Source organism: Pseudoalteromonas sp. CNC9-20 (assembly GCF_022347875.1).
Taxonomy (GTDB): Bacteria; Pseudomonadota; Gammaproteobacteria; order Enterobacterales; family Alteromonadaceae; genus Pseudoalteromonas; species Pseudoalteromonas ruthenica.
The window spans coordinates 649738-675970 of the sequence record NZ_JAKRFS010000003.1; the positions used below are offsets into that span (position 1 = coordinate 649738).

Annotated in this window: 24 protein-coding genes; 17 read left to right on the forward strand and 7 right to left on the reverse strand. The window is 48.6% G+C overall.

Annotation, left to right across the window (positions count from 1 at the left end):
- Positions 1–26: 26 nt before the first annotated feature.
- Genes MHM89_RS10070 through MHM89_RS10080 form a run of 3 tightly spaced genes read right to left on the reverse strand, consistent with a single transcriptional unit; the run spans position 27 to position 2849 of the window.
- A complete protein-coding gene (locus MHM89_RS10070) occupies positions 27–623 on the reverse strand; it encodes a tail fiber protein (protein WP_151173095.1) in 597 nt (198 codons plus the stop codon).
- Positions 624–634: 11 nt separating this feature from the next.
- Positions 635–1588: a formyltransferase family protein gene (locus tag MHM89_RS10075; RefSeq protein WP_239408713.1), complete on the reverse strand. Its 954-nt coding sequence runs from the start codon at positions 1586–1588 to the stop codon at positions 635–637.
- Positions 1581–2849: a hypothetical protein gene (locus MHM89_RS10080; RefSeq protein ID WP_239408714.1), complete on the reverse strand. Its 1269-nt coding sequence runs from the start codon at positions 2847–2849 to the stop codon at positions 1581–1583. The genes MHM89_RS10075 and MHM89_RS10080 overlap by 8 nt, the downstream gene beginning before the upstream one ends.
- 242 nt (positions 2850–3091) lie before the next feature.
- Between MHM89_RS10080 and cobO the strand changes: the two genes are divergently transcribed.
- Both cobO and MHM89_RS10090 read left to right on the forward strand, forming a co-directional pair.
- The gene (cobO, locus tag MHM89_RS10085; protein WP_022945778.1) at positions 3092–3688 is read left to right on the forward strand and encodes a cob(I)yrinic acid a,c-diamide adenosyltransferase; all 597 of its coding nucleotides are present in this window, start codon (positions 3092–3094) and stop codon (positions 3686–3688) included.
- Positions 3688–4545: a cobalamin-binding protein gene (locus MHM89_RS10090; RefSeq protein WP_239408715.1), complete on the forward strand. Its 858-nt coding sequence runs from the start codon at positions 3688–3690 to the stop codon at positions 4543–4545. Before cobO ends, MHM89_RS10090 begins: the two co-directional genes overlap by 1 nt.
- Here the strand turns inward: MHM89_RS10090 and MHM89_RS10095 are convergent.
- A complete protein-coding gene (locus MHM89_RS10095; RefSeq protein ID WP_239408716.1) occupies positions 4542–5063 on the reverse strand; it encodes a GNAT family N-acetyltransferase in 522 nt (173 codons plus the stop codon). The genes MHM89_RS10090 and MHM89_RS10095 overlap by 4 nt on opposite strands.
- A gap of 198 nt (positions 5064–5261) precedes the next feature.
- On the opposite strand from MHM89_RS10095, the gene MHM89_RS10100 reads away from it, so the two are divergent.
- The 13 genes from MHM89_RS10100 (at position 5262) to MHM89_RS10160 (ending at position 20982) form a co-directional block, all read left to right on the forward strand.
- Positions 5262–5963 carry a hypothetical protein gene (locus MHM89_RS10100; protein WP_239408717.1) on the forward strand — a complete coding sequence of 234 codons (702 nt, stop codon included), beginning with the start codon at positions 5262–5264 and terminating at the stop codon, positions 5961–5963.
- A complete protein-coding gene (locus tag MHM89_RS10105) occupies positions 5963–7372 on the forward strand; it encodes a DNA polymerase Y family protein (protein WP_239408718.1) in 1410 nt (469 codons plus the stop codon). Before MHM89_RS10100 ends, MHM89_RS10105 begins: the two co-directional genes overlap by 1 nt.
- An 8-nt stretch (positions 7373–7380) precedes the next feature.
- Positions 7381–10458, forward strand: a complete 3078-nt coding sequence (locus tag MHM89_RS10110) for an error-prone DNA polymerase (protein ID WP_239408735.1) — start codon at positions 7381–7383, stop codon at positions 10456–10458.
- A gap of 193 nt (positions 10459–10651) precedes the next feature.
- The gene (gene glyA / locus MHM89_RS10115; RefSeq protein WP_239408719.1) at positions 10652–11908 is read left to right on the forward strand and encodes a serine hydroxymethyltransferase; all 1257 of its coding nucleotides are present in this window, start codon (positions 10652–10654) and stop codon (positions 11906–11908) included.
- Between the two features lie 92 nt (positions 11909–12000).
- Complete coding sequence (nrdR, locus tag MHM89_RS10120) at positions 12001–12450, forward strand: transcriptional regulator NrdR (RefSeq protein ID WP_026111229.1); 450 nt, start codon at positions 12001–12003, stop codon at positions 12448–12450.
- 1 nt (position 12451) lies between these two features.
- On the forward strand, positions 12452–13585 hold the full coding sequence (ribD, locus tag MHM89_RS10125; protein ID WP_239408720.1) for a bifunctional diaminohydroxyphosphoribosylaminopyrimidine deaminase/5-amino-6-(5-phosphoribosylamino)uracil reductase RibD: 1134 nt from the start codon (positions 12452–12454) through the stop codon (positions 13583–13585).
- 2 nt (positions 13586–13587) lie between these two features.
- Positions 13588–14244: a riboflavin synthase gene (locus MHM89_RS10130; RefSeq protein ID WP_239408721.1), complete on the forward strand. Its 657-nt coding sequence runs from the start codon at positions 13588–13590 to the stop codon at positions 14242–14244.
- A gap of 17 nt (positions 14245–14261) precedes the next feature.
- Complete coding sequence (ribBA, locus tag MHM89_RS10135; protein ID WP_138509829.1) at positions 14262–15368, forward strand: bifunctional 3,4-dihydroxy-2-butanone-4-phosphate synthase/GTP cyclohydrolase II; 1107 nt, start codon at positions 14262–14264, stop codon at positions 15366–15368.
- 99 nt (positions 15369–15467) lie between these two features.
- Positions 15468–15932: a 6,7-dimethyl-8-ribityllumazine synthase gene (gene ribE / locus MHM89_RS10140; RefSeq protein ID WP_022943553.1), complete on the forward strand. Its 465-nt coding sequence runs from the start codon at positions 15468–15470 to the stop codon at positions 15930–15932.
- Between the two features lie 9 nt (positions 15933–15941).
- Positions 15942–16355, forward strand: coding sequence for a transcription antitermination factor NusB (gene nusB, locus MHM89_RS10145; RefSeq protein ID WP_239408722.1), 414 nt, complete (start codon positions 15942–15944; stop codon positions 16353–16355).
- A gap of 44 nt (positions 16356–16399) precedes the next feature.
- Positions 16400–17374, forward strand: coding sequence for a thiamine-phosphate kinase (gene thiL, locus MHM89_RS10150; protein ID WP_022943551.1), 975 nt, complete (start codon positions 16400–16402; stop codon positions 17372–17374).
- Positions 17371–17859, forward strand: coding sequence for a phosphatidylglycerophosphatase A (locus tag MHM89_RS10155; protein WP_022943550.1), 489 nt, complete (start codon positions 17371–17373; stop codon positions 17857–17859). The genes thiL and MHM89_RS10155 overlap by 4 nt, the downstream gene beginning before the upstream one ends.
- A 51-nt stretch (positions 17860–17910) precedes the next feature.
- Positions 17911–20982, forward strand: coding sequence for a diguanylate cyclase (locus MHM89_RS10160; protein WP_235419442.1), 3072 nt, complete (start codon positions 17911–17913; stop codon positions 20980–20982).
- A gap of 69 nt (positions 20983–21051) precedes the next feature.
- Here MHM89_RS10160 and dxs read toward each other — a convergent pair whose 3' ends face one another.
- From dxs to MHM89_RS10175, 3 genes are all read right to left on the reverse strand, one after another.
- The gene (gene dxs, locus MHM89_RS10165) at positions 21052–22914 is read right to left on the reverse strand and encodes a 1-deoxy-D-xylulose-5-phosphate synthase (protein ID WP_239408723.1); all 1863 of its coding nucleotides are present in this window, start codon (positions 22912–22914) and stop codon (positions 21052–21054) included.
- Positions 22915–22982: 68 nt separating this feature from the next.
- Positions 22983–23870 (reverse strand): (2E,6E)-farnesyl diphosphate synthase, encoded by an 888-nt coding sequence (gene ispA, locus MHM89_RS10170; RefSeq protein WP_045980528.1) that lies wholly within the window; start codon positions 23868–23870, stop codon positions 22983–22985.
- 8 nt (positions 23871–23878) lie between these two features.
- Positions 23879–24118, reverse strand: coding sequence for an exodeoxyribonuclease VII small subunit (locus MHM89_RS10175; protein WP_022943546.1), 240 nt, complete (start codon positions 24116–24118; stop codon positions 23879–23881).
- 263 nt (positions 24119–24381) lie between these two features.
- On the opposite strand from MHM89_RS10175, the gene pomA reads away from it, so the two are divergent.
- Positions 24382–25143 carry a flagellar motor protein PomA gene (gene pomA / locus MHM89_RS10180; RefSeq protein ID WP_022943545.1) on the forward strand — a complete coding sequence of 254 codons (762 nt, stop codon included), beginning with the start codon at positions 24382–24384 and terminating at the stop codon, positions 25141–25143.
- A gap of 2 nt (positions 25144–25145) precedes the next feature.
- Entirely contained in the window at positions 25146–26072 is a 927-nt protein-coding gene (locus tag MHM89_RS10185; RefSeq protein ID WP_026110915.1) for a flagellar motor protein MotB, read from the forward strand.
- The last annotated feature ends 161 nt before the right edge of the window (positions 26073–26233 follow it).

Here is a 26233-nt window from a genome sequence, read left to right on the forward strand (position 1 = left end):
TGAATAGTCCTTGTTTTCTGTCAAGTTTAGTTCCTAGATGGGAAAATGCCTACTTCAGCGATAGAGTAATTCACCCCCAAGGTAGGTTGCAGAATATTAAAGCTTCGATCACCACCAGGGCTCATTACAGTAGCCGTGCCATTTAAAGACACACCCGCTAAGCTAACGTTACTGCCGCTATTCGCGGGAGCATAGATTTTTTCAGGCTGGTCCGCAGGAGAGCTACCGGGCAGAGCGGTTGCTAATATAAAGCCGTCCTGCGGTGATGCAGAAGTGCCCTCTACAGTGGTCGCAGCTAGGGTGCCCGTTACCCCAGACAGTGATGCTGTGGCACTATGCGATGGTAGCTCTACAGGAGTAAGAGTATGGGTTTCCGCGCCCCTGGTATCGCCCATTTTCCAGTTAAACTGGCTTCCAGGGTGATTGCCTTCGCCCACAGCCGTGCGCCCACGTAAATCTGGCAAACCATAAGTGGTACGGCCGTCACCACCGTAGTTAGTGCCGAGTAAAGAAAATAACGCGGTGTTTGAACTGATAGACAGGAGCTGCCCAGCACACAGTGCCCAGCCGCGAGGGGCAAAATTAAAGCCAAAAGGTTGAATTTGTCCTAAAAATGCTTCCATTGTGGTATTCCTTATGCTTGCTGTTGTAAGAATTCTGAGTTGTTTAGACGCTCACCGGCATCTAAATGAATAAGGTGCGCAAGACGTTCGCCACTGAGGACGCCAAGCTCGCAGGCGAGAATATCCAAACGCACACAGCCACTTTGACTGCTTACCACGAGTCCATGCTCTTGAGATATCATCACTACAGTGCCAGGAGCGACACCGTAATTTGGGTAATCGACAGCCGTGGCTTGAATAACTTCAATATGCATTCCTTTAGCTTTGCATAGCACACGACCAAAATGACCATTGCTTGCTCGCGTAAGCGCATCAATTTGACCCGCACCAAACTGGCCAAAATCAAGGTCAATATGAGGCGGGGGCAGCGCTAATGCCGACACTGAGGTGACATGCTGCTGCTGGCTATTTCCGAGCTCATTAAGAAGAGCGTCTAATGAATGTAACGCTAAATATGCGAATCGTTGGGTTAGGCTGGCATAGGTGTCTTCAGCGGAAATCATCACGGGCTCTTGCAGTACTACTTGACCACTATCAAGCTGTTCACTCATATGGTGCCAAGTCAGTGCGCTGTGTGTTTCTTGATTACGTATTTGCCAATAGATAGGGTCGCGTCCAGCGTACTCTGGAAGTTTGGAGGCGTGGCAGTTGATGATGCCACGGGGATAATGGCTCAATACGGGGGAAGGTAAGCGATAGCGAAAGCCCATGACCAGCGCTAAGTCTGCCGTAAAATGCGAAAGATGGCTGGGGATCAGGTGGAGCTTTTCTTTACACACAGCTTCAAAAGCAATGTTGTTAGTTGCTAGGGTATTTAACAATAACAAAAGCGCTTCTTTGCCTTGCTGATATTGACTCGGATCTGGGGTTATCACGCCCACCAGTTGCCCCGTTTGCTGTAGTTTCTCAATACAAGGCCAAGCAAACAAGGAGCTGGCGTAGATGACAATGCGCGGCTTAGTCATGGTGATGTACCTTAGTCACTAGGAATCCAGGTAAGCCATTGAGGCAATAATAAAATTTGAGCTCATCGCCTGATTGCGCCACGGTATCATCGGGATGACGGTCTTTAGGTTCAAAGTTAATACAAACAGATAAGTCAGGCAGTGGGTGAGTGATCCCAGATTCATACAAATTCAGTGTTTCTCCAGCGAATAGGGAGATATCGGTGTATAAACTAAGGGTTTGCTTATCGGCCTTATCAGGCAGATGAGGGATGCGCAGCGTTGCTCCTTCAATGAGTTGTTGCTGCTCATTAATATGTTGGGGGGCCATCGCTTTTAAACTGTCAGCGGTTAGGCTCATGATTTGTCCCAGCTCGGTGCGCTCACTGGCAACCTCGGCTTGCAATTGGTGCTGTTCCTGTGGCGTTAAACCGTGCTGCTGCCACTGCTCTACGTATTCCCGTTGAGCCACATTAAGCATGGCATGAATATCTATTCGTTCGGGGATAAGGTAGCCAGTGTGGCTCAGCTGCTTGGCAAAATGGCGAGCAATCGCTAGGTGACCCTCGCGGCTAAAGCCATGCTGCATTGCCTCAACCACCACAAGATCAAATAACATAGGCGCGTTGTACTGGCAGGCATCGCCGCAATATAGCTGGTGCACGTATTCTTGTAGCCCTAACTGGGCAAGTAGGTGATGCAGAGTCTTGATAGCGCCGGGTTGTATATCGATAAAAGTGACGCGTAATCGACGACCATCAATACCCTGGCTTTGGTAATAACTTAATAAGGGCACTAATAAAGGAGCAAAAGGACCGCAAGCAGGGTAAGCGATATGCAGTTGTCCTTGCTCGTCATCTAAAAGCGCGGTTACCGCTTTATCTATGGCACGCAAATAGCGACTAACACGCAACGTATCTTTGATAGTATGAATACAATAGTTAGGTGCCATCACCAGTCCATGCTGATGGATAAACTGCTGCCGGCGTTCATTGGCGGTAAGTTCCGCTTGCTCGTATAAAGCGCTAAAGTGTGTAAATAACGAGTTTAACTGCTTACTAACAGCATCTCGGTCAAAACTATGTGGAGTGATAATTTGGCGTGCTGTATCGACGACTAAGGCGTTAAGTGCATCACACTCTAGGTGGATGGGTGACGTTGTAAGTTTTTGTTTGAGTAAACTTTTTTGTTGTTGGTGTGCAAATAGCCCAGCTACACTGCCATCCATAGCGGAGTCATCGCTACAGCTCGGTGTATGTGGTTGATGTGCAAAAGCGTGCATGACCGAAGTCCCTGTTTTATTACCCTACCACTAGCGTATACTGAGCATGAGTGATTACTCGTTTTTGTAATACAGTGATATATTTCACCTGCTTTTGGCTCAAAAGGGTGTAAACAAGAAGCTGTGTTATAGGTCATAAGCGCCGACGAATAGAGTAACAGATTGAGTATATCGCTCTCTTAGAGGCTGTGTTCAGTAACCCGTACTTGACCATAAAGGTTAATACAATCATGGAGTTGTAAATGGCGGATAAAAACGAACAACATAAAAAACGTCAGCAAAAAGTGAAAAGTGAAGTGGATGCACGTATTGCCGAAGCGCAAACCGAACAGGGAGTGTTACAAGTGATCACAGGCAACGGGAAGGGGAAGTCAACATCTGGCTTTGGTACCGTTGCCCGCTGTGTTGGTCATGGCCAAAAAGCGGCGGTGGTACAATTTATTAAAGGCTTGTGGGAGTGCGGTGAGCGCAACTTATTAGCTCAGGTAGGGGTGCCTTTTGCGGTGATGGAAACAGGCTTTACGTGGGAGACGCAAAACCGTGAAGCGGATACCCAGGCAGCACAGCAAACTTGGCAGCAAGCTAAGGTTTATTTACAAGATAGCAGCATCGACTTGGTGTTGCTCGACGAGCTTACCTATATGATCACCTATGATTATTTAGATCTTGATGAGGTGCTCGTTGCACTACAAAACCGCCCACCCATGCAATCAGTGATTATTACTGGGCGAGGTGCTCATCGACGTTTAACTGAACTGGCCGATACCGTCAGTGAGGTTCGTAATGTAAAACATGCGTTTGAGGCTGGCATTAAAGCGCGTGCGGGGTTTGATTACTAATGCGTATCTTGATGTTGCTATTGATGCTGTGTACCAGCCTTAATAGCTATGGCCACAGTGAGCAGCGCATTATTGCTCTTGCTCCTCATATTGTGGAAAACCTTTATGCTATTGGCGCCGGCGAACACATCGTCGCGACCGTTGAGCACGCAGACTACCCGCAGGCAGCTCAGGATATCCCCCGTATTGGTGGCTATTATGGCATTCAAATTGAAAAGGTATTGGCATTACAACCAACCTTAGTGGTGGTGTGGCAAAGTGGTAACAAAGCCAAAGACATCGAAGCATTGAAGCGCCTAGGTGTGCCGCTGCTAGTCAGTCAAGTGGAAGGGCCATTAGATATCGCCAAAGAGATCCGTGCGATTGGCGAACTTACCGGCCACGCAATAGAAGCAGAACAAGTTGCTGCTCAATTTGAGCAGCGCTATCAACGCCTAAAAGAGCAATACCAAAGTGCTTCACAACATCGTAAAAAGGTGTTTTATCAGTTGTGGCCAAAACCCATGATGACGGTGAATAATAATACGCTGATCGGTAAAGCAATCGAGCTGTGTGGTGGTGACAACGTGTTTGCCGATAGCCGCGCTGATTATCCACAAATCAGTGTTGAAAATGTGCTGCTAAGTGCGCCGGATGTCATTGTTATGGCCGACGAAAAAGGGGCTGATAACAGTGCCATTAATTGGCAGCAATGGACCACGATCCCCGCCGTAAAACATAATCATATCAATAGCATTAATGCTGATTTACTGCACCGTTATAGCTTGCGCCTGCTCGATGGCATCGAGCAGCTCTGTACGGTAGTGAATAACAGTGAACAGCAAGCACATAGTCGCCAACGCGACGCAGTACATTAGGTGCGGACCTTTATCGCGAGCTGATAAATGCACATATACTGGGTGTCCTTAGCGACACCCAGTTGATTGGCTATTCTCGTCTTTAACACCGCCCCTGCGCGCTGCGCAATGTTGATGCTAGCGAGGTTGTCTTCCAAGCAGTGAAAGTGTACGAAGTGCACATCTTCTCGCGCCCTCAAGTAGGGAATGATGCAAGCCAAGATACTGTCTATGACTCTGTGTCCCCGCACTATATTCGCTAACCAGTAACCTAATTCACAGACTTGGGTATGAGGGTCTATATGCTTGATAGCGAATACCCCAGCAAATTCACTATGAAAGTAAATAGCGAACCATTTGGCGCCTGGCAACGGGCTGTTAAGGCGCTGCGTAATGTAGTGTTTGGCACTGGCATTATCAACGATATTGCGCTCCCACGGCATTGAGCGCGATAGATGTTCGCGGCTCTGCTCTACCGCATGGTAGAGCGCTGCTGCATCACTGCCACGCAGTAAGTCTAGAGTGATAGCAGAACTCACTACTATTGCTGTCGAGCTGTTGCCAATCATGGAGAGCATGGCCCTTCGTGTAAATAGCTACTATGCCATTTACCGCTTAGAAACTGAACTAAAAGCTCCGTTATTACAAGCCGTTATAAATACTTATTGAAAACAACTTGGGGAGCTGTTTTTAAATCGTATATACTGTATAAATAAACAGTGTTTTGGGTGGTGGTTATGAATTCAACATTAGCCTCAATGCAGCATCAAGGGTTAATTTTCAATGCAAAAGCACAGAGCGAACAGGCAGGGTCGTGCCCGTTAACATACACACCAACAGGGTTTTCTGAGCTTGATGCTTTATTGCAAGGCGGTTGGCCTGATGCTGGGGTGATCAGTGTTTTTAGCCAGCCGGCAATCGGTGAATTTAGGTTACTGCAAGCGCTACTAAGCGCGCAGCAATCGGGTTTAATTATCCTTATTAACCCCCCGGCAGAACCTTGTGCCCATTGGCTTGCCCAGTTGCAGATAGCCAGCGAGCGCGTCGTTATTTTACGACCAAAAAGTGACAGTGAGGCGCTGTGGGCGGCAGAGCAATGTGCTCGTAGCAGCAGTTGTGCCTTAATATGGTTATGGCAGGAAGGCCTATCCTTTACCCAAGTTCGGCGTTTTAACTTAGCCTGTCAGCAATCGCAAGCGGTGCTGGTCTTGCTCAGTTATAGCACCCAGCCTTGCTCACTGCCAGTACAGCTGAGTGTGCATATCTTGCCCACTGACAGTGGTTTAACCGTGCGCCTATTGCGCCAACAAGGGCGTTTTGCCAGTGGCGAAGTACACCTAAGGCGCACTCAGCTATGGCCTTTTTTACATTACAGCGACCTTCATCAGGCTTTCAAGGGAGGCGATGATGAGCCGTTACAGCATGTTGAGGTAGGCTGATGTTCTTGGCTGTGCACTTTTGTGATTTGCAATTGCAATGTCGGGCACTGACTGAGCCGGCTATTTTAGTGTGCAAAGATAAGGTGGTGCAAAGTAACCCGCCAGCACAACAGACTGGCATTAAGCCGGGGATGGGGCTCGCTAGTGCGGCGGCCCTGTGCAATACATTGGCTGTGTTTGCCTATGATGAACAGCTTGAGCGCCAGCTATTACAACAAATAGCGCAGCATTGTTATCAGCGTACTGGCGATATTATTCTATGTGGGAGTGACTGCTTAATTTTTGCGACCCACAGTATGCGGATGCTCTATCCTGATATTGAGCAGCTATTTGAGGCGCTGCAAGGGGTATTTAGGCAGTGGTTGCAACACTATCGCTATGGTTGTGCACCGAGTATTGAAGCGGCGGAAGTGTTAGCGCGTGCGGGCACTGAGATGATCACTGACAGCCCCGCTACGGCACAGCACCGCTTGGAACAGTTGCCAGTGAGTGCGTTGCGTATAAGTAGCCAATACCACCATCAATTGGCGCGCTTAGGCTTGAATACGATTGGGCAGCTATTAGCGCTGCCTAAGGCCGAGCTACGCCAACGCTTTCCCTATGAATTATTGGACTACATAACCCGTTTGCAGGGGCAGCTAGGGCATGTGCGTTTACCAAAAAAAGGGCGCTACTATCGCTTTTACCAACCTAGTCAGTACTTTCAGCGCTTGCAAGAGCTGAATTTTGAAATAGACGAGAGCGAGCGTTTACTCCCGGTGATGACCACCCTATGTGAGCATTTATGTGCTTATTTACGGCAAATGCAATTGCACACCCAGAAGCTGCAGTTTAGCTTTTATTTTCGCGAATTACCCACACAGCTGTTTACGGTTCATAGTGTGGCACCACAAGGGCAGTTAGTGCCTTGGTTAACTTTAGTTCAAGTTAAGCTTGAGACCCTCAGCTTGGATGCCCCCGTTATTGCCGTGCAATTAACATGTGAGCAATTCAGTGATGCTTTAGGTGAAAGCCAAAACTTATTTGATAAGCGCCAGCAAGGGTTGGCAAAACAGCAGTTGCTAGGGGTATTACACGCGCGCTTAGGGGCGCAACATTGTTATCACTTGCATTGCACCAATGCGCATATCCCTGAGTATACGCAAGTGAAGGAGAGCCCTTTACACAGCTATAGCACCTCTAGCTCCAGTAAAAAAACAGCCCCACTGCGGCCTAATTTTTTACTGGAACCACAAGTGCTTAGCGAGCAGGTTTGTTTATTACGCGGCCCAGAGCGGATACAAAGCCATTGGTGGCAACAGCAATTAATTGAACGTGACTATTACATTGGTGAAAATGCCCAAGGGCAATTATGTTGGTTGTTCAAAGACAAGCATCAGGGTTGGTTTGTACAGGGGTACTTTGCCTAATGAGTGCCATGCAATACAGTGAGCTCTTTTGTCAGAGTAACTTTAGTTTTCTCAGTGGTGCTTCGCACCCCGAAGAGCTGGTGGCGCAAGCATGTGAGCTGGGGTATCAGGCTTTGGCTTTGTGTGATGAATGCTCGGTTGCCGCAGTGGTGCGGGCGCATAGTCATATTAAAGAGCAGCAACTGCCGCTGCGTTTAATCGTGGGTAGCTCTTTTCATTATCAACACTTACATTTTATTGCCCTGTGCCCAACCAAAAAAGCCTACAGCCAGCTATGTCGGGTGATCACTAACGCCCGTCGGCGCACTGCCAAAGGTCATTATCAGCTCAGTGAGTGGGATTTAAAAACTCTGCAAGGCTGTATACTTATTTGGCTGCCCCAAGGCCAGGGGCAGGTGTTGAGTGAACATGACCTACACTGGGGAAAGTGGCTTAAGCGCCACTATAACAACCACCTTTACATTGGCGTACAGCGTCATCTAAGCAGCTTTGAACCCGAGTATTTGACTTATATCGAGGCCTTAGCGCAACACCATCAGCTAACGACTGTGGCCGTTGGTGGGGCACTGATGCATAGCGCCGAACGTTTGCCGTTGCAGCATGTGCTCAGCGCCATTGCCGCCGGGAAATCGGTCCCCGAGCTAGGCGCGGCCTTACTCACCAACGCGGAGCGCGCACTGCGACCAAAAGCTAAGTTAGCCAAGCTGTTTTCGCCAGCGCAACTCGCAGCAACAGTGCATATTAGCCAAGCCTGTACTTTCAATCTCGATGAGCTCAGCTATCAATACCCACATGAGCTAGTACCTAAGGGATTAAGTGCTAGCGAGCACTTGCGTGCCTTGGTATCCGAAGGCGCGAACAAACGCTTTGGCGGGCCCCCACCGGCACACCTGCAAGCGCAAATAGATAAAGAACTCAAGCTGATTAGCGAGCAGCAATATGAGCCCTTTTTTTTAACTATCTACGATATTGTGTGCTTTGCCAAAAGTCGCGATATTCTTTATCAAGGGCGAGGCTCGGCGGCCAACTCCGTAGTGTGCTATTGTTTGGAGATCACGGCGGTAGATCCTCGACAAATCGATGTCTTGTTTGAACGCTTTATTTCCAAGGAGCGCAATGAGCCCCCGGATATTGACGTCGACTTCGAACACCAGCGCCGAGAAGAAGTGTTTCAATATATTTACCGCAAATATGGGCGGCAGCGAGCTGCTTTAGCTGCAACGGTGATCACCTATCGTTTGAAAAGTGCCATTCGTGATGTTGGTAAGGCGTTAGGGTTCAGTGAAACACAACTGGATTACTATATTAAGCAGCTGAATCATCGCCATGGCAGCGAGCAATGGCAGGCGCAACTGATAAAGCTTGGCCTTGACCCGGATGTGGCCATTAACCAACATTTTTTCCGCTTAGTGGATGAAATTCGCGGCTTTCCTCGGCATTTATCCCAGCATGTGGGTGGCTTTGTGATCTCGCAAGGTCCGCTGCATGAGCTAGTGCCAGTGGAAAATGCGGCAATGGCCGAGCGCACCGTGATTCAGTGGGATAAAGATGACCTTGAAAGCCTCGCCTTATTAAAAGTCGATGTACTTGCCTTGGGTATGCTCAGTGCTATTCACCGCTGCTTCAAGTTACTGGCGCAACATTACCAACACCGTATCAGCATTGCCGATATTACCCGCCTCGGCGATGATCCTCAGGTGTTTGCGATGTTACAACGCGCCGATACCGTCGGGGTATTCCAAATTGAATCGCGCGCACAAATGAGCATGTTGCCAAGGCTTAAACCACGGTGTTACTACGACTTAGTGATTCAAATTGCCATTGTACGCCCTGGGCCCATTCAGGGGGATATGGTACACCCGTTTCTAAAACGCCGTGATGGCACAGAGACCATTGCTTACCCCTCTAAAGAAGTTGAGCAAGTCCTTAAGCGCACTTTAGGGGTGCCGATATTTCAAGAACAAGTGATTAAAATTGCCATGGTCGCTGCAGGCTTCAGTGGCGGTGAAGCCGACCAGCTACGTCGGGCCATGGCTAAATGGAAACGTGATGGCGAGCTGACTCAGTTTAAACGTAAACTCATCACTGGCATGTTAGCGCGCGGGTACGAGCAGCAATTTGCTGAGCGTATCTATCAACAAATTTGTGGTTTTGGCGAATATGGCTTTCCCGAGTCGCATTCGGCGAGCTTTGCGGTGCTGGCCTATGTCTCTGCTTACTTAAAATATTATTACCCGAGTGCGTTTTTCTGTGCCTTAGCAAACAGCTTACCCATGGGTTTTTATTCGTTGGACCAGCTCATGCAGGACGCGCGACGTCATCGGGTTACGGTGTTGCCCGTTGATATTAATACCTCAGTGTGGGAGCACCAGCTGGTACGCCAAGGGCAAAACTTCGCGATACGCTTAGGGCTGCGATGCGTTAAAGGGTTTCGTCAGCAAAGTGCGCAACAGCTCGTTAAACAACGGCCAATAGCCGGATATCGCAGCGTCAGTGAGCTGTATCAAAGCGGCTTGCGCGAGGTAGAATTAGAAGCGTTAGCGAGCTGCAATGCACTCGCGAGCATAGCGCAAGACCGCTTTAATAGCCGCTGGCAGATTATCGACAAACAACAGCGGTTACCGCTCTTTGGTGAACAGAGCGATGCATTGCCATTAGCACCGCCAAGTAAGTTACAGGATACCCTAGAAGATTATGCCAGTATGGGGGTCAATATGGGCGCGCACCCACTGTGTTATTTACGCGCCGAAGGGGGATTACAGCACGCAAAAACCGCCCAGCAATTGCGTCTTTGTCGCAGTGGCGCCAGTGTCACTATTGCTGGCTTGGTCACTGGACGGCAATCACCAGGCAGTGCCGCCGGGGTGACATTTCTAACCTTGGAAGATGAAACCGGCAACACCAATGTCGTGGTGTGGCAGGCAACGGCGAAGGCCCAGCAACAAGCCTTTCTAACCGCACGTTTATTGGAAGTGAAAGGGGTAATAGAAAACCACCAAGGGGTGATCCATGTGATTGCTGGGCGGCTTATTGATCATAGTGACAAGTTACCGGCACTGATACTGAAAAGCCGATTTTTTCATTAGCAATAAAAATAAAATAGTGATTTTTTATTTATTTTTATTATGTTTTGGATTTAAAAATATCATTCTTTTAGGGCTGTGAAAAAAATTCAATCCTTGTTTAAATAAGCTCACACATCCTTGATAGGCAAATGCGCGGTTTGCGCGTACAATAACACCTTTCAAATCGACAATTACGTTGCACCTAGGAGACAGCATGTTAGAACGTAGCATGAACATTGCAGACTTTGATCCAGAACTTGCCAAAGCGATGGGCGATGAGATTTCTCGTCAAGAAGAGCATATTGAGCTTATTGCCTCGGAAAACTACTGTAGTCCACGCGTACTTGAAGCGCAGGGCTCACAGCTTACCAATAAATATGCCGAAGGCTATCCGGGCAAACGCTACTACGGTGGTTGTGAGCACGTCGACGTTGTTGAGCAACTGGCGATTGACCGTGCTAACGAGCTGTTTGGCACTGAGTATGCAAACGTGCAACCGCATGCCGGCTCGCAAGCTAACGCCGCAGTGTTTCAAGCGCTACTTCAGCCACACGACACTGTACTAGGCATGAGCTTAGCTCATGGCGGTCACTTAACTCATGGTGCACATGTAAACTTCTCAGGCAAAACCTACAATGCCATTCAATATGGTTTGAATGAGCAAACCGGAGAAATCGATTACGATCAAGTTGAAGCCCTTGCCCTTGAGCACAAGCCAAAGATGATCATTGGTGGTTTCTCAGCTTATTCTGGTATCGTTGATTGGCAGCGTTTCCGCGAGATTGCCGATAAAGTCGGTGCTTACTTATTTGTAGATATGGCACACGTAGCTGGCCTTATCGCTGCCGGTGTGTACCCAAGCCCAGTGCCTTACGCACATGTGATCACCACCACCACGCATAAAACGCTAGCGGGTCCACGCGGCGGTTTGATCATCTCTAATTGTGGTGATGAAGATATTTATAAGAAGCTTAACAGCGCGGTTTTCCCAGGCGGTCAAGGTGGCCCACTGTGTCACGTTATTGCAGCCAAAGCGGTGGCTTTCAAAGAAGCGCTACAGCCAGAATTTAAAGCATACCAGCAACAGGTTGTGGCTAACGCACAAGCAATGGTATCAGTGTTACAAGAGCGCGGTTATAAAGTGGTATCAGGAAAAACGGACAACCACCTATTCCTGCTTGATTTAATCGATAAAGACATTACCGGTAAAGATGCTGATGCAGCACTCGGTAACGCCAATATCACGGTGAATAAGAACTCAGTACCGAATGACCCACGTTCACCGTTTGTCACTTCTGGTTTACGCCTGGGTTCACCAGCAATTACTCGCCGTGGCTTCAAAGAAGCAGAAGCGAAAGAACTTGCTGGCTGGATCTGCGATGTACTTGATAACATCGAAAGCACTGATGTTCAGGCAAAAGTGAAAGAGCAAGTGAAAGCAATCTGTGCTAAGTTTCCAGTGTATGCCTAAGCTGCACTAAATAGCCATTAGGCAAACATTTGTGTATGATAAAGGCCGCAAAAATAGCGGCCTTTTTGTTTTCTACAGGAACCCCAGTCACTATGCATTGTCCTTTTTGCAGCGCCAAAGATACCAAGGTTATCGACTCCCGATTAGTGGGCGGCGGCCATCAGGTTCGACGCCGTCGCGAATGCATTGATTGCCATGAACGTTTCACTACTTTTGAAGGCGCCGAGTTGGTGATGCCGCGCGTGATTAAACGGGATGGCTCACGCGAACCATTCAACGAAGATAAGCTCCTTAACGGCTTACATCGTGCCTTAGAAAGGCGGCCGGTGAAAACCGAGCAGGTTGATGAGGTGGTGCATCAAATCAAATCGCAAATTCGAGCTACCGGTGAGCGAGAGGTCAGCTCTTTGCTTATTGGCGAGTGTATTATGGAAGCGCTGAAAGGACTGGATAAAGTGGCCTATGTGCGCTTTGCATCGGTGTACCGCTCGTTTGAAGATATCCGCGAATTTGGCGAAGAAATCGCCCGTCTAGGGGATTAATATGAGCTTCAGCGCACAAGATGAGCACTTTATGCGCCGCGCTATTGCCTTAGCCTGGCAGGGGCGTTTTACCACCACCCCCAATCCGAATGTGGGCTGCGTGTTGGTTAAAGATGATAAGGTGATTGGCGAAGGCTTTCACATTCAGGCGGGGACGCCGCACGCAGAAATTCATGCCTTAAATGCCGCTGCAGAAAATGCCGAGGGAGCCACCGCATATGTAACCTTAGAGCCGTGCAGCCATACCGGCCGTACCGGCCCTTGTGCTGGCGCCTTGATAGCCGCCAAAGTTGCTAAAGTAGTGTGTGCTATGCAAGACCCTAATCCGCAAGTCAGTGGCCGGGGCATGGCGATGCTTGAGGCCGCTGGCATCGACGTCGAGTATGGTTTGCTCGGTGCCCAAGCCGAAGCGCTTAATACGGGCTTTTTAAAACGTATGCGTACTCAGCGCCCGTTTGTCACCTGCAAACTAGCAGCCAGCATTGATGGCAAAACGGCGCTCGGCAATGGCCAAAGTAAATGGATTACCTGCAGTGACGCCCGTGCGGATGTGCATAGCCTGCGAGCGCAACATTGCGCCATTGTCTCGGGTGCCGATACGGTAATAAGCGACAATGCGCAATTAAATGTGCGCCTAAGCGAACAGCAACTTGCCGATTACCCGCTGGCGCAAGTGCGCCAACCGGTGCGGGTGATTATCGACAGTCGCTACCGGCTCACACCCGATTTAGCGTTAATGCAAACACCCGGTAAGATTATTATCGTGCGCTCACGCACAGCACCTGCGCTTGATAAAGTGCAGCAATGGCCCAACAATGTAACCGAGTTGTATGTGGCCGGGGATAACGATGGCCATGTAGATTTAGCCGCGTTACTCACGCAACTGGCTGCAGATGATATTAATTCGCTGTGGCTTGAAGGAGGCGCGACCCTAGCGGGAGCCTTTGCGAAGCAGCGGCTTATTGACCGCTATGTGGTTTATTTAGCCCCTAAACTTATGGGCCAAGGTGCCAAAGGGCTGGTGAACATAGGTCCATTTGCCGATATGAACGACATTGAACAGATGCAATTTAGCGATATGCGCCCCATAGGCGAAGATGTGCGCCTTACCCTAGATAAAAGAGCAGTGGAATAGCCATGTTTACAGGCATTATAGAAGCAACCGGAACCTTGAGTTCACTCACTTTTGTTGATGGCGATTTAAAAGTGCGCGTCAGCAGCGATAGTCTCAACATGGACGATGTCGCCTTGGGTGACAGCATTGCCACGAATGGCGTTTGCCTTACGGTGACACAAAAATTCAGTGATGGGTTCAGTGCCGACGTATCGCGCGAAACCTTATCACTCACACGCTTTGCGCATTACCAGCAAGGCCAACGTGTTAATCTTGAAAAGGCGCTGCAGCCATTATCAAGGTTAGGGGGTCATTTGGTTTCTGGGCACGTAGACGGCATTGCCGAAGTGGTTGATGTGCGTAGCAGCGCCCGCGCTATTGAGTATTGGCTGCAAACCGACGCCGAACTGATGAAGTATATTCCCTATAAAGGTTCAGTGTGTATTGATGGTGCCAGTTTGACCGTCAACGAGGTTCACGGTAGCCGCTTTAAGCTGACCATTGTGCCCCACACTTTAGAGCAAACCACGATTGCAGATTTTCAAGTGGGCACCCAGGTTAACCTTGAGGTTGACCAAATAGCTCGCTATTTAGAGCGCCTAATTAATGGCGCCAAGGCTGAGCAGCCTCAATCCTCAGTTTCCGAGAGCTTGCTGGCGCAAGCTGGATTTATAAAATAAACGATAATGGGCAAGATATGAGTTTAAACACCGCAGCGGAGATCATCGACGACATTAAAAATGGCAAGATGGTTATCCTCATGGATGATGAAGATCGTGAAAACGAAGGCGATCTCATTATCGCCGCCGAACACATCAGCGCCGATGCCATTAATTTCATGGCCACCTATGGCCGAGGCCTTATTTGCTTGACGCTTACCCAGGCGCGTTGTGAACAATTAGCACTGCCTTTAATGGTCAGTAATAATGGCGCGCAATTCTCAACCAACTTTACCTTATCCATTGAAGCGGCAAAAGGGGTGACCACCGGTATTTCGGCCGCAGATCGTGCCCGCACGGTACAAGCCGCTGTTGCCAAAGGAGCAGTGCCAGAAGACATCGTCCAGCCGGGGCATATTTTCCCCATTATGGCACAGCCTGGCGGCGTACTGACACGTGCAGGGCATACTGAGGCTGGCTGCGATTTAGCACGCCTTGCGGGCCTTGAGCCGTCCTCGGTTATCGTCGAAATCCTGAACCCCGATGGCACCATGGCGCGTCGTCCGCAACTCGAAGTCTTTGCTAAAGAGCATGGCATAAAAATGGGCACTATTGCCGATTTAATCGAGTACCGTAATCTTAACGAAACCACCATCGAGCAAGTGGCGAAGTGTAAACTACCAACACAGTACGGTGAGTTTGATCTAGTTACCTACAAAGACACCATCGATGGTCAGCTGCACTATGCGATGATCAAAGGTGATATCAGCGACCCAACCTTAGTGCGGGTGCATTTACAAAGCACCTTTAACGATATTTTACTTTCCGATCGAGGCGCGGACCGCAGTTGGACATTGTCTAACGCCATGGCCTATATCGCCGAACATGATGGTGTGTTGGTTATCCTTGGTAAGCAAGAGCGCAGTGAAGATATCGAAGCTATGGTTAAGGCCTTTGCTTTGGAAGATGCTGGCGAAAGTGCCAACCACCGTAAAATCCAGGGAACATCGCGCACCGTGGGCATCGGCTCGCAAATCTTAGCGGATTTAGGCATCACCAAAATGCGCTTAATGAGCATGCCGAAGAAGTATCATGCGCTGTCAGGTTTCCACCTTGAGGTGGTTGACTACGTACAGCCAGAATAAGCAGCTATTTTTTTTCAATTATGCTATGATGCGCGGCAATTTTGCGATATCCGCATTTCGCCGGCATCACGCCTTGGCAGAATCAATTAAGGTTTACAGATGAAAATTATTGAAGGTAACAAGTTTGCACCGGGCAAAAAATTTGCCATCGTGATTTCGCGTTTTAACGACTACATTGGTCGCAGTTTATTGGACGGCGCAGTCGATGAGCTAAAGCGTACAGGTAACGTCAGCGATGATGATATTACCGTGGTGTATGTGCCGGGTGCGGTTGAGTTACCTCTTGCTGCCAAGCGCATTGCCGCCAAAGGTGAGTTCGATGCTATCATCGCCTTGGGCGTGATTATTCGTGGCGGCACTCCGCACTTTGATTTAGTTGCCGGTGAGTCGAATAAAGGCTTGGCGCAGGTATCGCTTGAGTATGATGTACCGGTTGCTTTTGGCGTATTAACGACTGAAAGCATAGAGCAGGCCATTGAGCGTGCCGGTACAAAAATGGGTAACAAAGGCGGCGAAGCTGCATTAGGTGCCCTAGAAATGGTTAATGTTTTAGACAAAATTTAAGGGTTCACAGTGAAACCAGCAGCGAGACGCAAAGCGCGCATATTGGCCTTACAGGCCGTTTACTCTTGGCAAATGAGCGGTAACGCTATTGCTGATATCGAACAAAACATGTTAATCGAGAATGACGTGACTAAGGTCGATGTAGAGTATTTTAAAGACCTAGCGCGCGGTGTTGTCGTTAACTCAAAACAACTAGACGAAGTCTTAGCTCCGCATTTGACGCGTCCGTACGAAGAAATTGATATGGTAGAAAAAGCCATTTTACGACTTTGTGCGTATGAGCTTAAATTCCGAGATGACGTGCCATACAAAGTGGCCATCAATGAAGGCATTGAGCTGGCGAAAATGTTTGGTGCCGATGACAGTCATAAATTCGTTAATGGTGTGCTTGATAAAGCCATTAAGCAGCTACGTAATAGCTAAGCACCTTTAACAAGGAGAGCCGGCTGAGGCCGGCTTTTTTGTGTATGCAAGAATTTGAATTAATAAACCGATACTTTAAAGGCCGAGGGATCACACGCCGGGATGTGAATCTTGGCATAGGTGATGACTGCGCGTTGGTGAGTATTCCGGAAAACAGCCAATTAGCCATTACCACTGACACCATGGTGGCTGGTGTGCACTTTTTTGAAGATATGTCACCGCGCGCTTTGGGTCACCGAGCTATCGCTGTTAACCTCAGTGACCTTGCTGCAATGGGCGCCGAGCCTGCGTGGGTATCTGTGGCGCTTACCTTACCGAAAGCCGAAGTAGAATGGTTAGAAGAGTTCACCGCAGGCATGCATGAAATAGCAGAATATTTCAACGTGCAAATCATTGGTGGTGATACTACGCAAGGCCCACTTACTGTTACCGTATGCGCCAAAGGCACGGTACCTACCGGCAAAGCGTTAACACGCGGCGGTGCTAAACCCGGCGATTGGATTTATGTTACCGGACCGTTGGGTGATGCGGGCCTGGCTATCGAAGCGCGCAAACAACACCTAGATATTGCCCCTGAATGGCTGAAGAAGCTGACCACTAAATTGGAGTATCCGACGCCCCGGGTGGCAGCGGGACAGGTCTTACGTGGCTACGCCAGCTCTGCCATTGATATCTCCGATGGGCTTTTGGCCGATTTACAACATATTTTAGATATGTCTTTGGTCAGTGCCACCATTCATGCCGATAAAATTCCAACGTCAGAAGCCTTTCGTCAGAGCATTGAAGGCGAGGCGAAATGGCCTTATGTGCTTGGCTATGGCGATGACTACGAGTTGCTTTACACGGTACCCGAGAACCACAAAGCGATGCTGGACAATCGTTTGAGTCAGTATGGTATCGAGGCTGTGTGCATTGGCCAAATTCGGGGTGGCGAGGGGAAGGTCGAGGTACTCAACGGTGAAGATAAACTCGATGTCGCCCAAGTGGGCTTTGAACATTTTATACAGGGTGACGCGTGATCACTACAAGCTTATTTAATCTACGTCGCGGTCATCAGTTTCTAGGCCTAGGCTTTGGCTTAGGTTTAAGTCCCAAAGCCCCAGGTACAGTGGGCACCTTTGCGGCAATTCCTTTTATTTTTATGACCTGGGGTATGCCACTGTGGGTGCAGGCAGCAATGGCACTCATGCTATGCACTGTGGGTGTGTGGGCCTGTGGTAAAACCGCAGATGACTTGGGTGTGCATGACCATCCGGCTATTGTTTGGGACGAAGTGGCAGGGTTTTATATTACCATGATAGGAGCGGCGATTAACTGGCAGACCTTAGTGGTGGGCTTTGCCCTGTTTCGGTTTTTCGATATTGCCAAGCCCGGACCAATCCGTATGCTTGATAAGCGTCTGCATGGTGGGCTTGGGATTATGGCAGATGATATTCTCGCCGGTATATGCTCGCTAATTTGCCTCCAAGCGTTAATTAAAGTAGGTTATTTGCCAGGAATATAAGATTTGAGTCTGGGTGTGACATTGCAGCGGTTTTTTCAGTCACTAGTATTGGTGTGGGCAGTTTTTGCTTCGCACTTGGCGTCGGCATCAATCACGGATTATGTGGTTAAGCAATGGAATACCCGAAATGGTCTGCCTTCACAATCCCTCAAAAGTGTCACCCAAGATAACAAAGGCTATATTTGGGTAGGCACTCAATTTGGTTTAAGTCGTTTTGATGGCGACCACTTCACTAACTTTACCCAGCAAAATAGCAACTTCCTCAATAGTAATGCAATCAATAAGTTATTGATTGATAAAGAAGGTTTGTTGTGGATAGGCACCAAGCGCGGCATTTCCGTACTTGACCCTGACTCAATGAACTACTTTGAGTTTGGTATTGGCGGCCCGGTGCGCGATATATTGCAAGATGATAAAGGCAATATTTGGGTGGCAGCCAACGAACTGTTTTATATCGAGCGCAATCAGGTCGCTTTTCATTTGCCCGAGAGCGAGCGTCGACGCAGCGGCCGTATTCAGGGACGCCTGACTGCCATCAACCAAATTTCGGTCAGTAAAATGGCACTGGCACCGCAAGGCGTGTGGTTAGTCAGTGAAAACTACTTACTGCGCTTAACCAATATGTCGTCGTCGTCATCGCGTTTGCGTTTAAAAATAACTGCGCGGGTGACCCTGCCTGATCGTTTAGCACAAACCATTATCCACGACTTAGCCTGGCTAGAAGGCACTCTGTACCTGGCCTCTGAGTTAGGCGCTTACTTCTTAGACATCGATGATGAGCTACGGCCATTTACTTTACCCAACGCCAGTAATGCGGCGGTGTATAAGTTTATGAGTGACTCCGATGGCGCATTGTGGATCTCAACCTATGGGCGATTACTGTATCGCGACAATTCTAAAGAGTGGCAATGGGTTGAGCCGGCAGCACTGGATCAAAGCATCTGGTTTTCCGATATTTACCGCGATGAACAAAACAATATTTGGCTGGCGAGCTTCAGCGAGGGTCTTTGGCTTGCCCACGCGGGTCGGGTTGAGCGCCATAATGCACTCTCGAGTATGACCGAAGCGGTGATGGCCATTACCTTATCACCGAGTGGTCAGCTATGGGTGGCTAATCGCAGTGGCGTTGGTTATTTCGATCAAGATAATAATTTTATTAATCGCGTGCCTCGGGCTAAATTACGCCGCAGTGCGGTGCACGATTTGCATTTTGTTGGTGAGCGGTTGTATATCGCCACGGATCGCGGTGTGTTGTACTTCGAAGACGAGCAGCTATATAACATCGATGCGCGAGAATTACGGCAAAACCCGGTGTTTGCTATCAGTGAGTCAAGTGCTGGCGGACTGTGGTTTGGTACTGGCCGGGGTATGTATCGCATGGGATATCGAGGGTTAACGCCCTTTACCTACAATGCTGTACTCGATAGTAAGTTTATTACTTACGTGCTGGATAAAGGCAAATACGGCTTAATTGGTACCAGCCAAGGCGGTTACTTATTCTCAGATAAAGGCATTGAGCGCATCGGCGACTCTACAGCGCTGGAAAGCGCTTATGTCACCAGTATTTTAGAAATTGATGATGTTGGGACGTTAGTTGGTTCGTTAAATGACGGCTTGTTCTATCGCAGTACCCAAGGGCGCTGGCACCAGCTTGATGTATCCAATGGCTTACCCTATGGCTCCATTTTTAGCCTGCATCATGATAAAGCCCTGCAGCGGGTGTGGGTCAGCACCATGAAAGGCGTCTACCGCATGCCGGTGGAGCAATTCTCGGATGAAATTGGAAACTTACAAGTAGAGCAGGTGATTTCCTCGTATGATCGCCAGCTCGATGGTAAAGCCAGTCAATGTTGTGCTGGTTTAGGCCATGACGCGGTGGCTGACAGTGGTGACTCTATTTGGTATCCGAGTTTGCAAGGGGTGGTGGAAATCCCTAAAAATGTGCAGCTCTTTGGCCAAGACCAATTAGCGCCCCAAGTGGAGAGTATTGCCACCCCCAGACGTACTTTATATACCGGTGGCTTGGGTGTTAACCCTGAGCTCGATACCGATGAGCGCGACTTAACGATTAATTATACAGCGATTGATTTTTACGCCCCAGCTGAAGTGGAGTTTCGTTACCAGCTAAGTGGCTTGGATACCGACTGGCGCTATGCTAAAAATCGTCGTGAAGCCATTTATACTAACTTACCTCCTGGCCCATTTACTTTTAAGCTTGAAGCCAAGCGCACCAGTGACAGTTGGGAAGAGGCCACAAGCACGCATTATGCGTTTCAGGTACCGAAACGCTTCGATGAAACGGTGTATTTCCGGTTGCTGATTGTTTCCGGGTTATTTTTTATTATCTATTTATTGCTGTGGGTGTTTAGAGCCCAGGAACGCCGCAAACAAGCAGCCTTGGAGAGTTTGGTGGAAGAGCGCACTATGGAGCTGCGTGATGCCAATGATAAGCTTAACCAGGTGAACTCACAGCTGAAGTTAGTGAGTCACTCTGACGAGCTGACAGGACTGCGTAGCCGGCGTTTCTTATTCGATCAGCTGCCTAAAGATATTGAGCATTACCAGCGTAATTCGTCTTCATTACAAGAGCAGGGCAGGGCTCTGGTGCTGTTGATAGTAAATATCGACAAATTTTCACGTATTAATGATGCCTACGGACCGCTGAGCGGCGATAGTTGCTTACAACAAATGGCGACTCTATTGAATTCCTGCACGCAGGGCTCCGACTATGTGGCCCGCTGGAGCGGTGATGAGTTCTTGTTATTGCTGCGTGATTTCGAGCTTGATCAGGTCAATCAGTTTGCGCGCCAGTTATGCAAATCCATCGCAGAGAAAAGTTTTCAACTCCCCAATGGTAAAAAGATTAATCTTAGCGCGTCGCTGGGCTGGTCTTGTTATCCGATGCCCTTACTCGGCGGCCAAGTGATCGGCTGGGAAACATCGGTGAACTTAGCGGATATCGCCCTTCATCAGGTGAAAAAGCGCGGCGGCGATGGTTGTGCGCATATTGAGTTTGATGATCAGTTGGATGCCTTTGAGTTTGAGCAAAGTGAGAACTTAGATGCGCAAATAGCCACCTTACAAAGCACCGGCTTAGCTGACATTAAAATTTGGATGCGTTAAGAAAGTGAATAAATAAAAAAGGAGCCTTTGGCTCCTTTTTTATTACCGAATATCCAACTCGCGAGCGTGTTAATCTAACCACGTACTTATCTGGCGAGTGATACCGTCGCCGTCAAGGCCAAGCTCAGCATGCATTTCTTGCTGCGTACCATGCTTAATAAATACATCCGGTAGGCCAAGGTGCAAAACTGGCTTAAGCTGCTTGCTTTGCGCTAAGTACTCGCTTACTGCTGAGCCTGCACCACCGGCGATAACATTATCCTCCAAGGTGACAAGCGCATTATGCTCACTTGCCAACTTATCAATCAGCTGGTGATCGAGAGGTTTAACAAAACGCATATCAACTAGGGTGGCATTGAGCTGCTCTGCTGCTTGTTGGGCATTCTCCAGCAAGGTACCAAACGACAGTATTGCGACTTTTTCGCCGTTGCGAATAACACGTCCCTTGCCAATGGGTAATTGTTGCATTTCGCTATCAAGCTCACCGTCGCCGGCACTGCCACGCGGGTAACGCACGGCGGCGGGTTTATTAAGCTGATGCCCGGTATAGAGCATATTACGGCATTCATTGGCGTTAGCCGGCGCCATAATGACCATATTAGGAATACAGCGTAAATAACTTAAGTCATACGTGCCCTGATGAGTTTCCCCGTCGGCGCCAACCACGCCAGCGCGATCAATGGCAAAGAGCACAGGCAATTCCTGTAGCGCTACATCATGAATAAGTTGATCGTAGGCTCGTTGTAAGAAGGTTGAATAAATTGCTACTACGGGATTTAGGCCTTCACACGCAAACCCTGCACCGAGTGTGACCGCATGCTGCTCTGCAATGGCAACATCAAAATACTGTTGTGGATACTCTTTAGAGAAGCGCACCATGCCCGAGCCTTCGCGCATTGCCGGAGTGATGGCCATCAATTTGTCATCAACGCTGGCCATATCACACAACCAATCGCCGAACACTTTTGAAAAGGTCGGTGCGCCCGGCTTAGATTTGGGTAATTTAGTCACGGTCGGGTCAAACTTGGGCACAGCATGGTAACCAATAGGATCGGCTTCAGCAGGCTTGTACCCCTTGCCCTTTTGGGTTTTTATATGCAGTAGCTGAGGACCCTTGAGGTTGCGCATATTGCGCAGGGTGTCGACCAGCATGTTGACATCATGGCCATCGATTGGGCCGATATAATTAAAGCCAAGCTCTTCGAAGAAGGTGCCCGGTATAACCATGCCTTTAAGGTGCTCTTCCATACGGCTAGCCAGTTCTTTCACTGGCGGTAACCCTGATAAGAGCTTTTTGCTGCCCTCACGAATATTGGCGTAAAAGCTACCGGAGAGAATACGCGCAAAATGATTATTTAACGCGCCGACATTTTCTGAAATAGACATCTCGTTGTCATTTAAAATGACTAACATGTCGGAATTAATATCGCCAGCGTGGTTCATCGCCTCAAAGGCCATGCCCGCAGTGATAGCGCCATCGCCGATGACGGCAACGGTTTTACGGCCTTGGCCTTCTTTTTGCGCAGCAATAGCCATACCTAGGGCGGCGGAGATGGAGGTACTCGAATGACCGACACTAAAGGTGTCGTACTCACTCTCTCCGCGATAAGGGAACGGATGTAATCCATCTTTTTGGCGAATAGTGTGCATTTGTTCACGGCGGCCGGTGATCAGTTTGTGCGGATAGGCTTGGTGGCCTACATCCCAAATCAGGCGATCAAACGGGGTGTTATACACATAGTGCAGCGCAACAGTCAGTTCAACCGTGCCGAGCCCAGAGGCAAAGTGACCGCTACTTTGCGATACGGAGTTTAGTAAGTAGTCCCGCAGTTCGTGGCTAAACGCGCCTAACCGCTCTTGCGGTAGCTCGCGAAGTTGTTCAGGCTTGCTGACCTGTTGTAATAAGGAATACTTGCTACTATCCAAATTCATGCGTCGTTTTATCCTTTACTGCGATGGCTGAAGTATATCAAACCAGCCCTTCGCATCAGTAGTCATTTTTAATGATCTCTGGCGATGATATAGCCTGCGAGTTGCTCGAGAACACGGGTGTCATATGGGAGCGGGCACACCGCATCAATAGCTTGTTGATACAAATGCTGCATCTTATCTTTGGCACCATCAAGGCCCATAAGCGCAGGATAAGTAGATTTATTTGCAGCCACATCAGAGCCTTGCGGCTTTCCTAGTGTGGCGGTATCTCCTTCAACATCCAAAATATCATCTTGCACTTGAAAAGCCAGGCCGATGGCACGGCCGTAATCGTCTAATGCAGCACGTGTGCTGTTTTCTACGTTCGGGGAGCACAAATAGCCCAGCTTAATGGCGCAGCTTAGCAATGCCCCGGTTTTTAGACGATGAATATGCTCAAGTTCACTTAAGGAAATCGCTTTATCGGTGGCCGCGATATCGAGCGCTTGGCCGCCTACCATACCCAATAGCCCTGAAGCTTGGCTTAAACTTCGTATCAGTGCTAACTGTTGGCTAGCGCCGATATCAAAGTCAGTGCTACTGAGCAGCTCAAAGGCAATGGTTTGCAAGGTATCGCCAGCTAAAATAGCGTGGGCCTCGTCAAATGCGATATGGCAGGTGGGTCGACCGCGCCGTAATTCATCATCGTCCATGGCCGGTAAATCATCATGCACCAGAGAGTAACTATGAATACACTCAATGGCTGCAGCGGCTTTGTGAAGATCGTCTTGATGTGCTGCAAGCATATTACCTACAGCATAGACTAAAAATGGTCGCAAGCGCTTGCCACCATTTTCAATACAGTACTGCGTTGCCGCCAATAATTGAGGCTGTGTTTGTTGCTGTGTTTGAAAATAACGCTGTAGGGTGTGTAGCACATCCTGTTGTGCCTGTGCTAAGGCATGTTTTAAATTCACAGGGGCGACTACTCTTGATCATCCATTGGGGTGAGCTCAGCATTTAGGTCGTTGCTCATTAACATGCTTACTTTCTGCTGGGCGTTATCAAGCTTTTGAGCCGATGCATTTGCCAGACCAATACCGCGTTCAAATTGCTTTAAAGATTGCTCTAAAGACAATTCTCCTTGCTCCATATCAGTTACAATTTGCCCTAATTCATTAATGGCTTCTTCAAAGCTTAGGTTTTCTGGTTTTTTTTGGGCCATGGCCTTGTCACTCACTACACCTAATAAGAGCGCCAATTTTAGGGGGAATCGTGGACTAGGTCAAAGATGGATGCGATTTTCACGGCAAAGCTGTGTAGGCATGCTAGTTTTAATATTGTCGCTTCGCGATTTTAAAAAAATGATTCAAGTAATTCAGCAAGTTGCCGATATCTCAAGAGTAATTATAATAACGTCTGATATTCCCTGGCCATATATAGGGCTTTAGTGGGAAGGCGCTGAATAGAAAAGTGGGTGGAGGACATGTGGATTTAGCAACCATAATAGGTATTCTCGGCGCGATTGGTTTCGTTGTCATGTCTATGGTGCTTGGTGGTGATGTGGGCATGTTCTATAACACTCCTTCGGTGCTAATTGTATTTGGTGGTTCTCTTTTTATCGTGCTTGCTAACTACACCATGGGGCAATTTTTCACCATAGGGAAAGTAGCCGGCAAGGCCTTCATGTTTAAGATTGAATCACCTGATGAGCTTATTGAGAAGGCTGTAGAGCTGGCAGACTCTGCTCGTAAAGGGGGCTTTTTAGCGCTAGAAGAGGCAGAGATTAACAACAAGTTTATGCGCAAAGGCATTGATATGTTGGTTGATGGCCATGACGCCGATGTAGTTCGTGCTACTTTGCAAAAAGATATTTTGTTAACCACCGCTCGCCATGAGCAAGGCGCTGGCCTATTTAAGGCCTTGGGTGATATAGCCCCGGCAATGGGTATGATCGGGACCTTGATTGGGTTGGTGGCGATGCTCTCTAACATGGATGACCCCAAAGCGATTGGCCCCGCGATGGCGGTGGCGCTACTAACCACATTGTACGGTGCGTTTCTCGCCAATGTGATAGCTATTCCTATCCAATCCAAGTTAGAACTGCGCAAAGACGAAGAAGAGCTCAATCAACGGCTGATCTTAGACGCTATCTTAGGTATTCAAGACGGACAAAACCCCAAAGTTATCGAAGGCATTCTGAAAAATTATCTGGCAGAGTCCAAGCGCCAAGTTGATACCGAGGAGTAAGTATGTCGGATGAAAAACCCTGCAAATGCCCCCCTCCCGGATTACCGGCTTGGATGGGCACGTTCGCAGACTTGATGTCGCTACTGATGTGTTTCTTCGTATTGCTGTTGGCGTTCTCCGAGATGGATGTGCTCAAGTTTAAGCAAATTGCTGGTTCCATGAAGTTTGCTTTTGGTGTGCAAAATAAACTGGAAGTAAAAGACATACCTAAAGGAACCAGTGTCATAGCTATGGAATTTAAACCGGGGCGCCCAGACCCCACGCCCATCGAAACAATTCAACAGCAGACTGTTGAAATGACACAGCAAATGCTGGAGTTCCAAGCTGGGGAAGAAGACTCCGCAGGCGGTCGTAAAGAGCAGCGTGGGGATCAACGCGGCGGGGAGTCTGCCAGTACCGCCGATGAGCAGTCGCAACAGCAAGCCATCGCCGCAGCAGACCAAGAGCGCACTAATGAGTTGGTGAAGAAAATTGCACAACAGCTAGAACAGCAAATTATTGACGGCGCCATAGAACTGGAATCTCTAGGGCAGCAAATAATTATTCGCATCCGTGAAAACGGCTCTTTTCCCTCCGGCAGTGCTTTCTTACAGCCAAAATTTAAGCCTATTATTCAAGATATTGCTGAATTACTAAAAGATGTACCCGGGGAAATCACTGTCTCGGGGCACACCGATGACTTCCAAGTCTCTAATGAGCTCTATACCAACAACTGGGACCTGAGCGCGATGCGCGCAGTCGCGGTTGCCAGTGAAATGCAAAAGGTTGATGACTTTGATAAAAGTAGAATGGTCGTGGTGGGGCGCGCAGACACGCGGCCATTAGTGCCCAATGAAACTGATGAAGATCGTAAGCGTAATCGCCGCGTCGAGATTTCAATCATGCAGGGTAAAGCCAAAGAATCTGACCCCATTGAAGTTGTGCAGTAACTATTGGCTTTGTGCCAAAAATACGGTAATTTAGCAACTGAATTAAAGCTGAATAGACAGGGAGCACAGGATGTTGGATTTGCATAAGTTTGCCAGTATACCCGGAAATGGTAGCGGCACTGATGATAAAAGCGGAGACGATAACAAAGACACCGAACAGT

Bases quoted from the DNA above. Each gene is read 5' to 3' on its own strand.
- MHM89_RS10070 (WP_151173095.1), bottom strand. From the start codon at position 623: ATGGAAGCATTTTTAGGACAAATTCAACCTTTTGGCTTTAATTTTGCC.
- MHM89_RS10075 (WP_239408713.1), bottom strand. From the start codon at position 1,588: ATGACTAAGCCGCGCATTGTCATCTACGCCAGCTCCTTGTTTGCTTGG.
- MHM89_RS10080 (WP_239408714.1), bottom strand. From the start codon at position 2,849: ATGCACGCTTTTGCACATCAACCACATACACCGAGCTGTAGCGATGAC.
- cobO (WP_022945778.1), top strand. From the start codon at position 3,092: ATGGCGGATAAAAACGAACAACATAAAAAACGTCAGCAAAAAGTGAAA.
- MHM89_RS10090 (WP_239408715.1), top strand. From the start codon at position 3,688: ATGCGTATCTTGATGTTGCTATTGATGCTGTGTACCAGCCTTAATAGC.
- MHM89_RS10100 (WP_239408717.1), top strand. From the start codon at position 5,262: ATGAATTCAACATTAGCCTCAATGCAGCATCAAGGGTTAATTTTCAAT.
- MHM89_RS10105 (WP_239408718.1), top strand. From the start codon at position 5,963: ATGTTCTTGGCTGTGCACTTTTGTGATTTGCAATTGCAATGTCGGGCA.
- MHM89_RS10110 (WP_239408735.1), top strand. From the start codon at position 7,381: ATGCAATACAGTGAGCTCTTTTGTCAGAGTAACTTTAGTTTTCTCAGT.
- glyA (WP_239408719.1), top strand. From the start codon at position 10,652: ATGTTAGAACGTAGCATGAACATTGCAGACTTTGATCCAGAACTTGCC.
- nrdR (WP_026111229.1), top strand. From the start codon at position 12,001: ATGCATTGTCCTTTTTGCAGCGCCAAAGATACCAAGGTTATCGACTCC.
- ribD (WP_239408720.1), top strand. From the start codon at position 12,452: ATGAGCTTCAGCGCACAAGATGAGCACTTTATGCGCCGCGCTATTGCC.
- MHM89_RS10130 (WP_239408721.1), top strand. From the start codon at position 13,588: ATGTTTACAGGCATTATAGAAGCAACCGGAACCTTGAGTTCACTCACT.
- ribBA (WP_138509829.1), top strand. From the start codon at position 14,262: ATGAGTTTAAACACCGCAGCGGAGATCATCGACGACATTAAAAATGGC.
- ribE (WP_022943553.1), top strand. From the start codon at position 15,468: ATGAAAATTATTGAAGGTAACAAGTTTGCACCGGGCAAAAAATTTGCC.
- thiL (WP_022943551.1), top strand. From the start codon at position 16,400: ATGCAAGAATTTGAATTAATAAACCGATACTTTAAAGGCCGAGGGATC.
- dxs (WP_239408723.1), bottom strand. From the start codon at position 22,914: ATGAATTTGGATAGTAGCAAGTATTCCTTATTACAACAGGTCAGCAAG.
- MHM89_RS10175 (WP_022943546.1), bottom strand. From the start codon at position 24,118: ATGGCCCAAAAAAAACCAGAAAACCTAAGCTTTGAAGAAGCCATTAAT.
- MHM89_RS10185 (WP_026110915.1), top strand. From the start codon at position 25,146: ATGTCGGATGAAAAACCCTGCAAATGCCCCCCTCCCGGATTACCGGCT.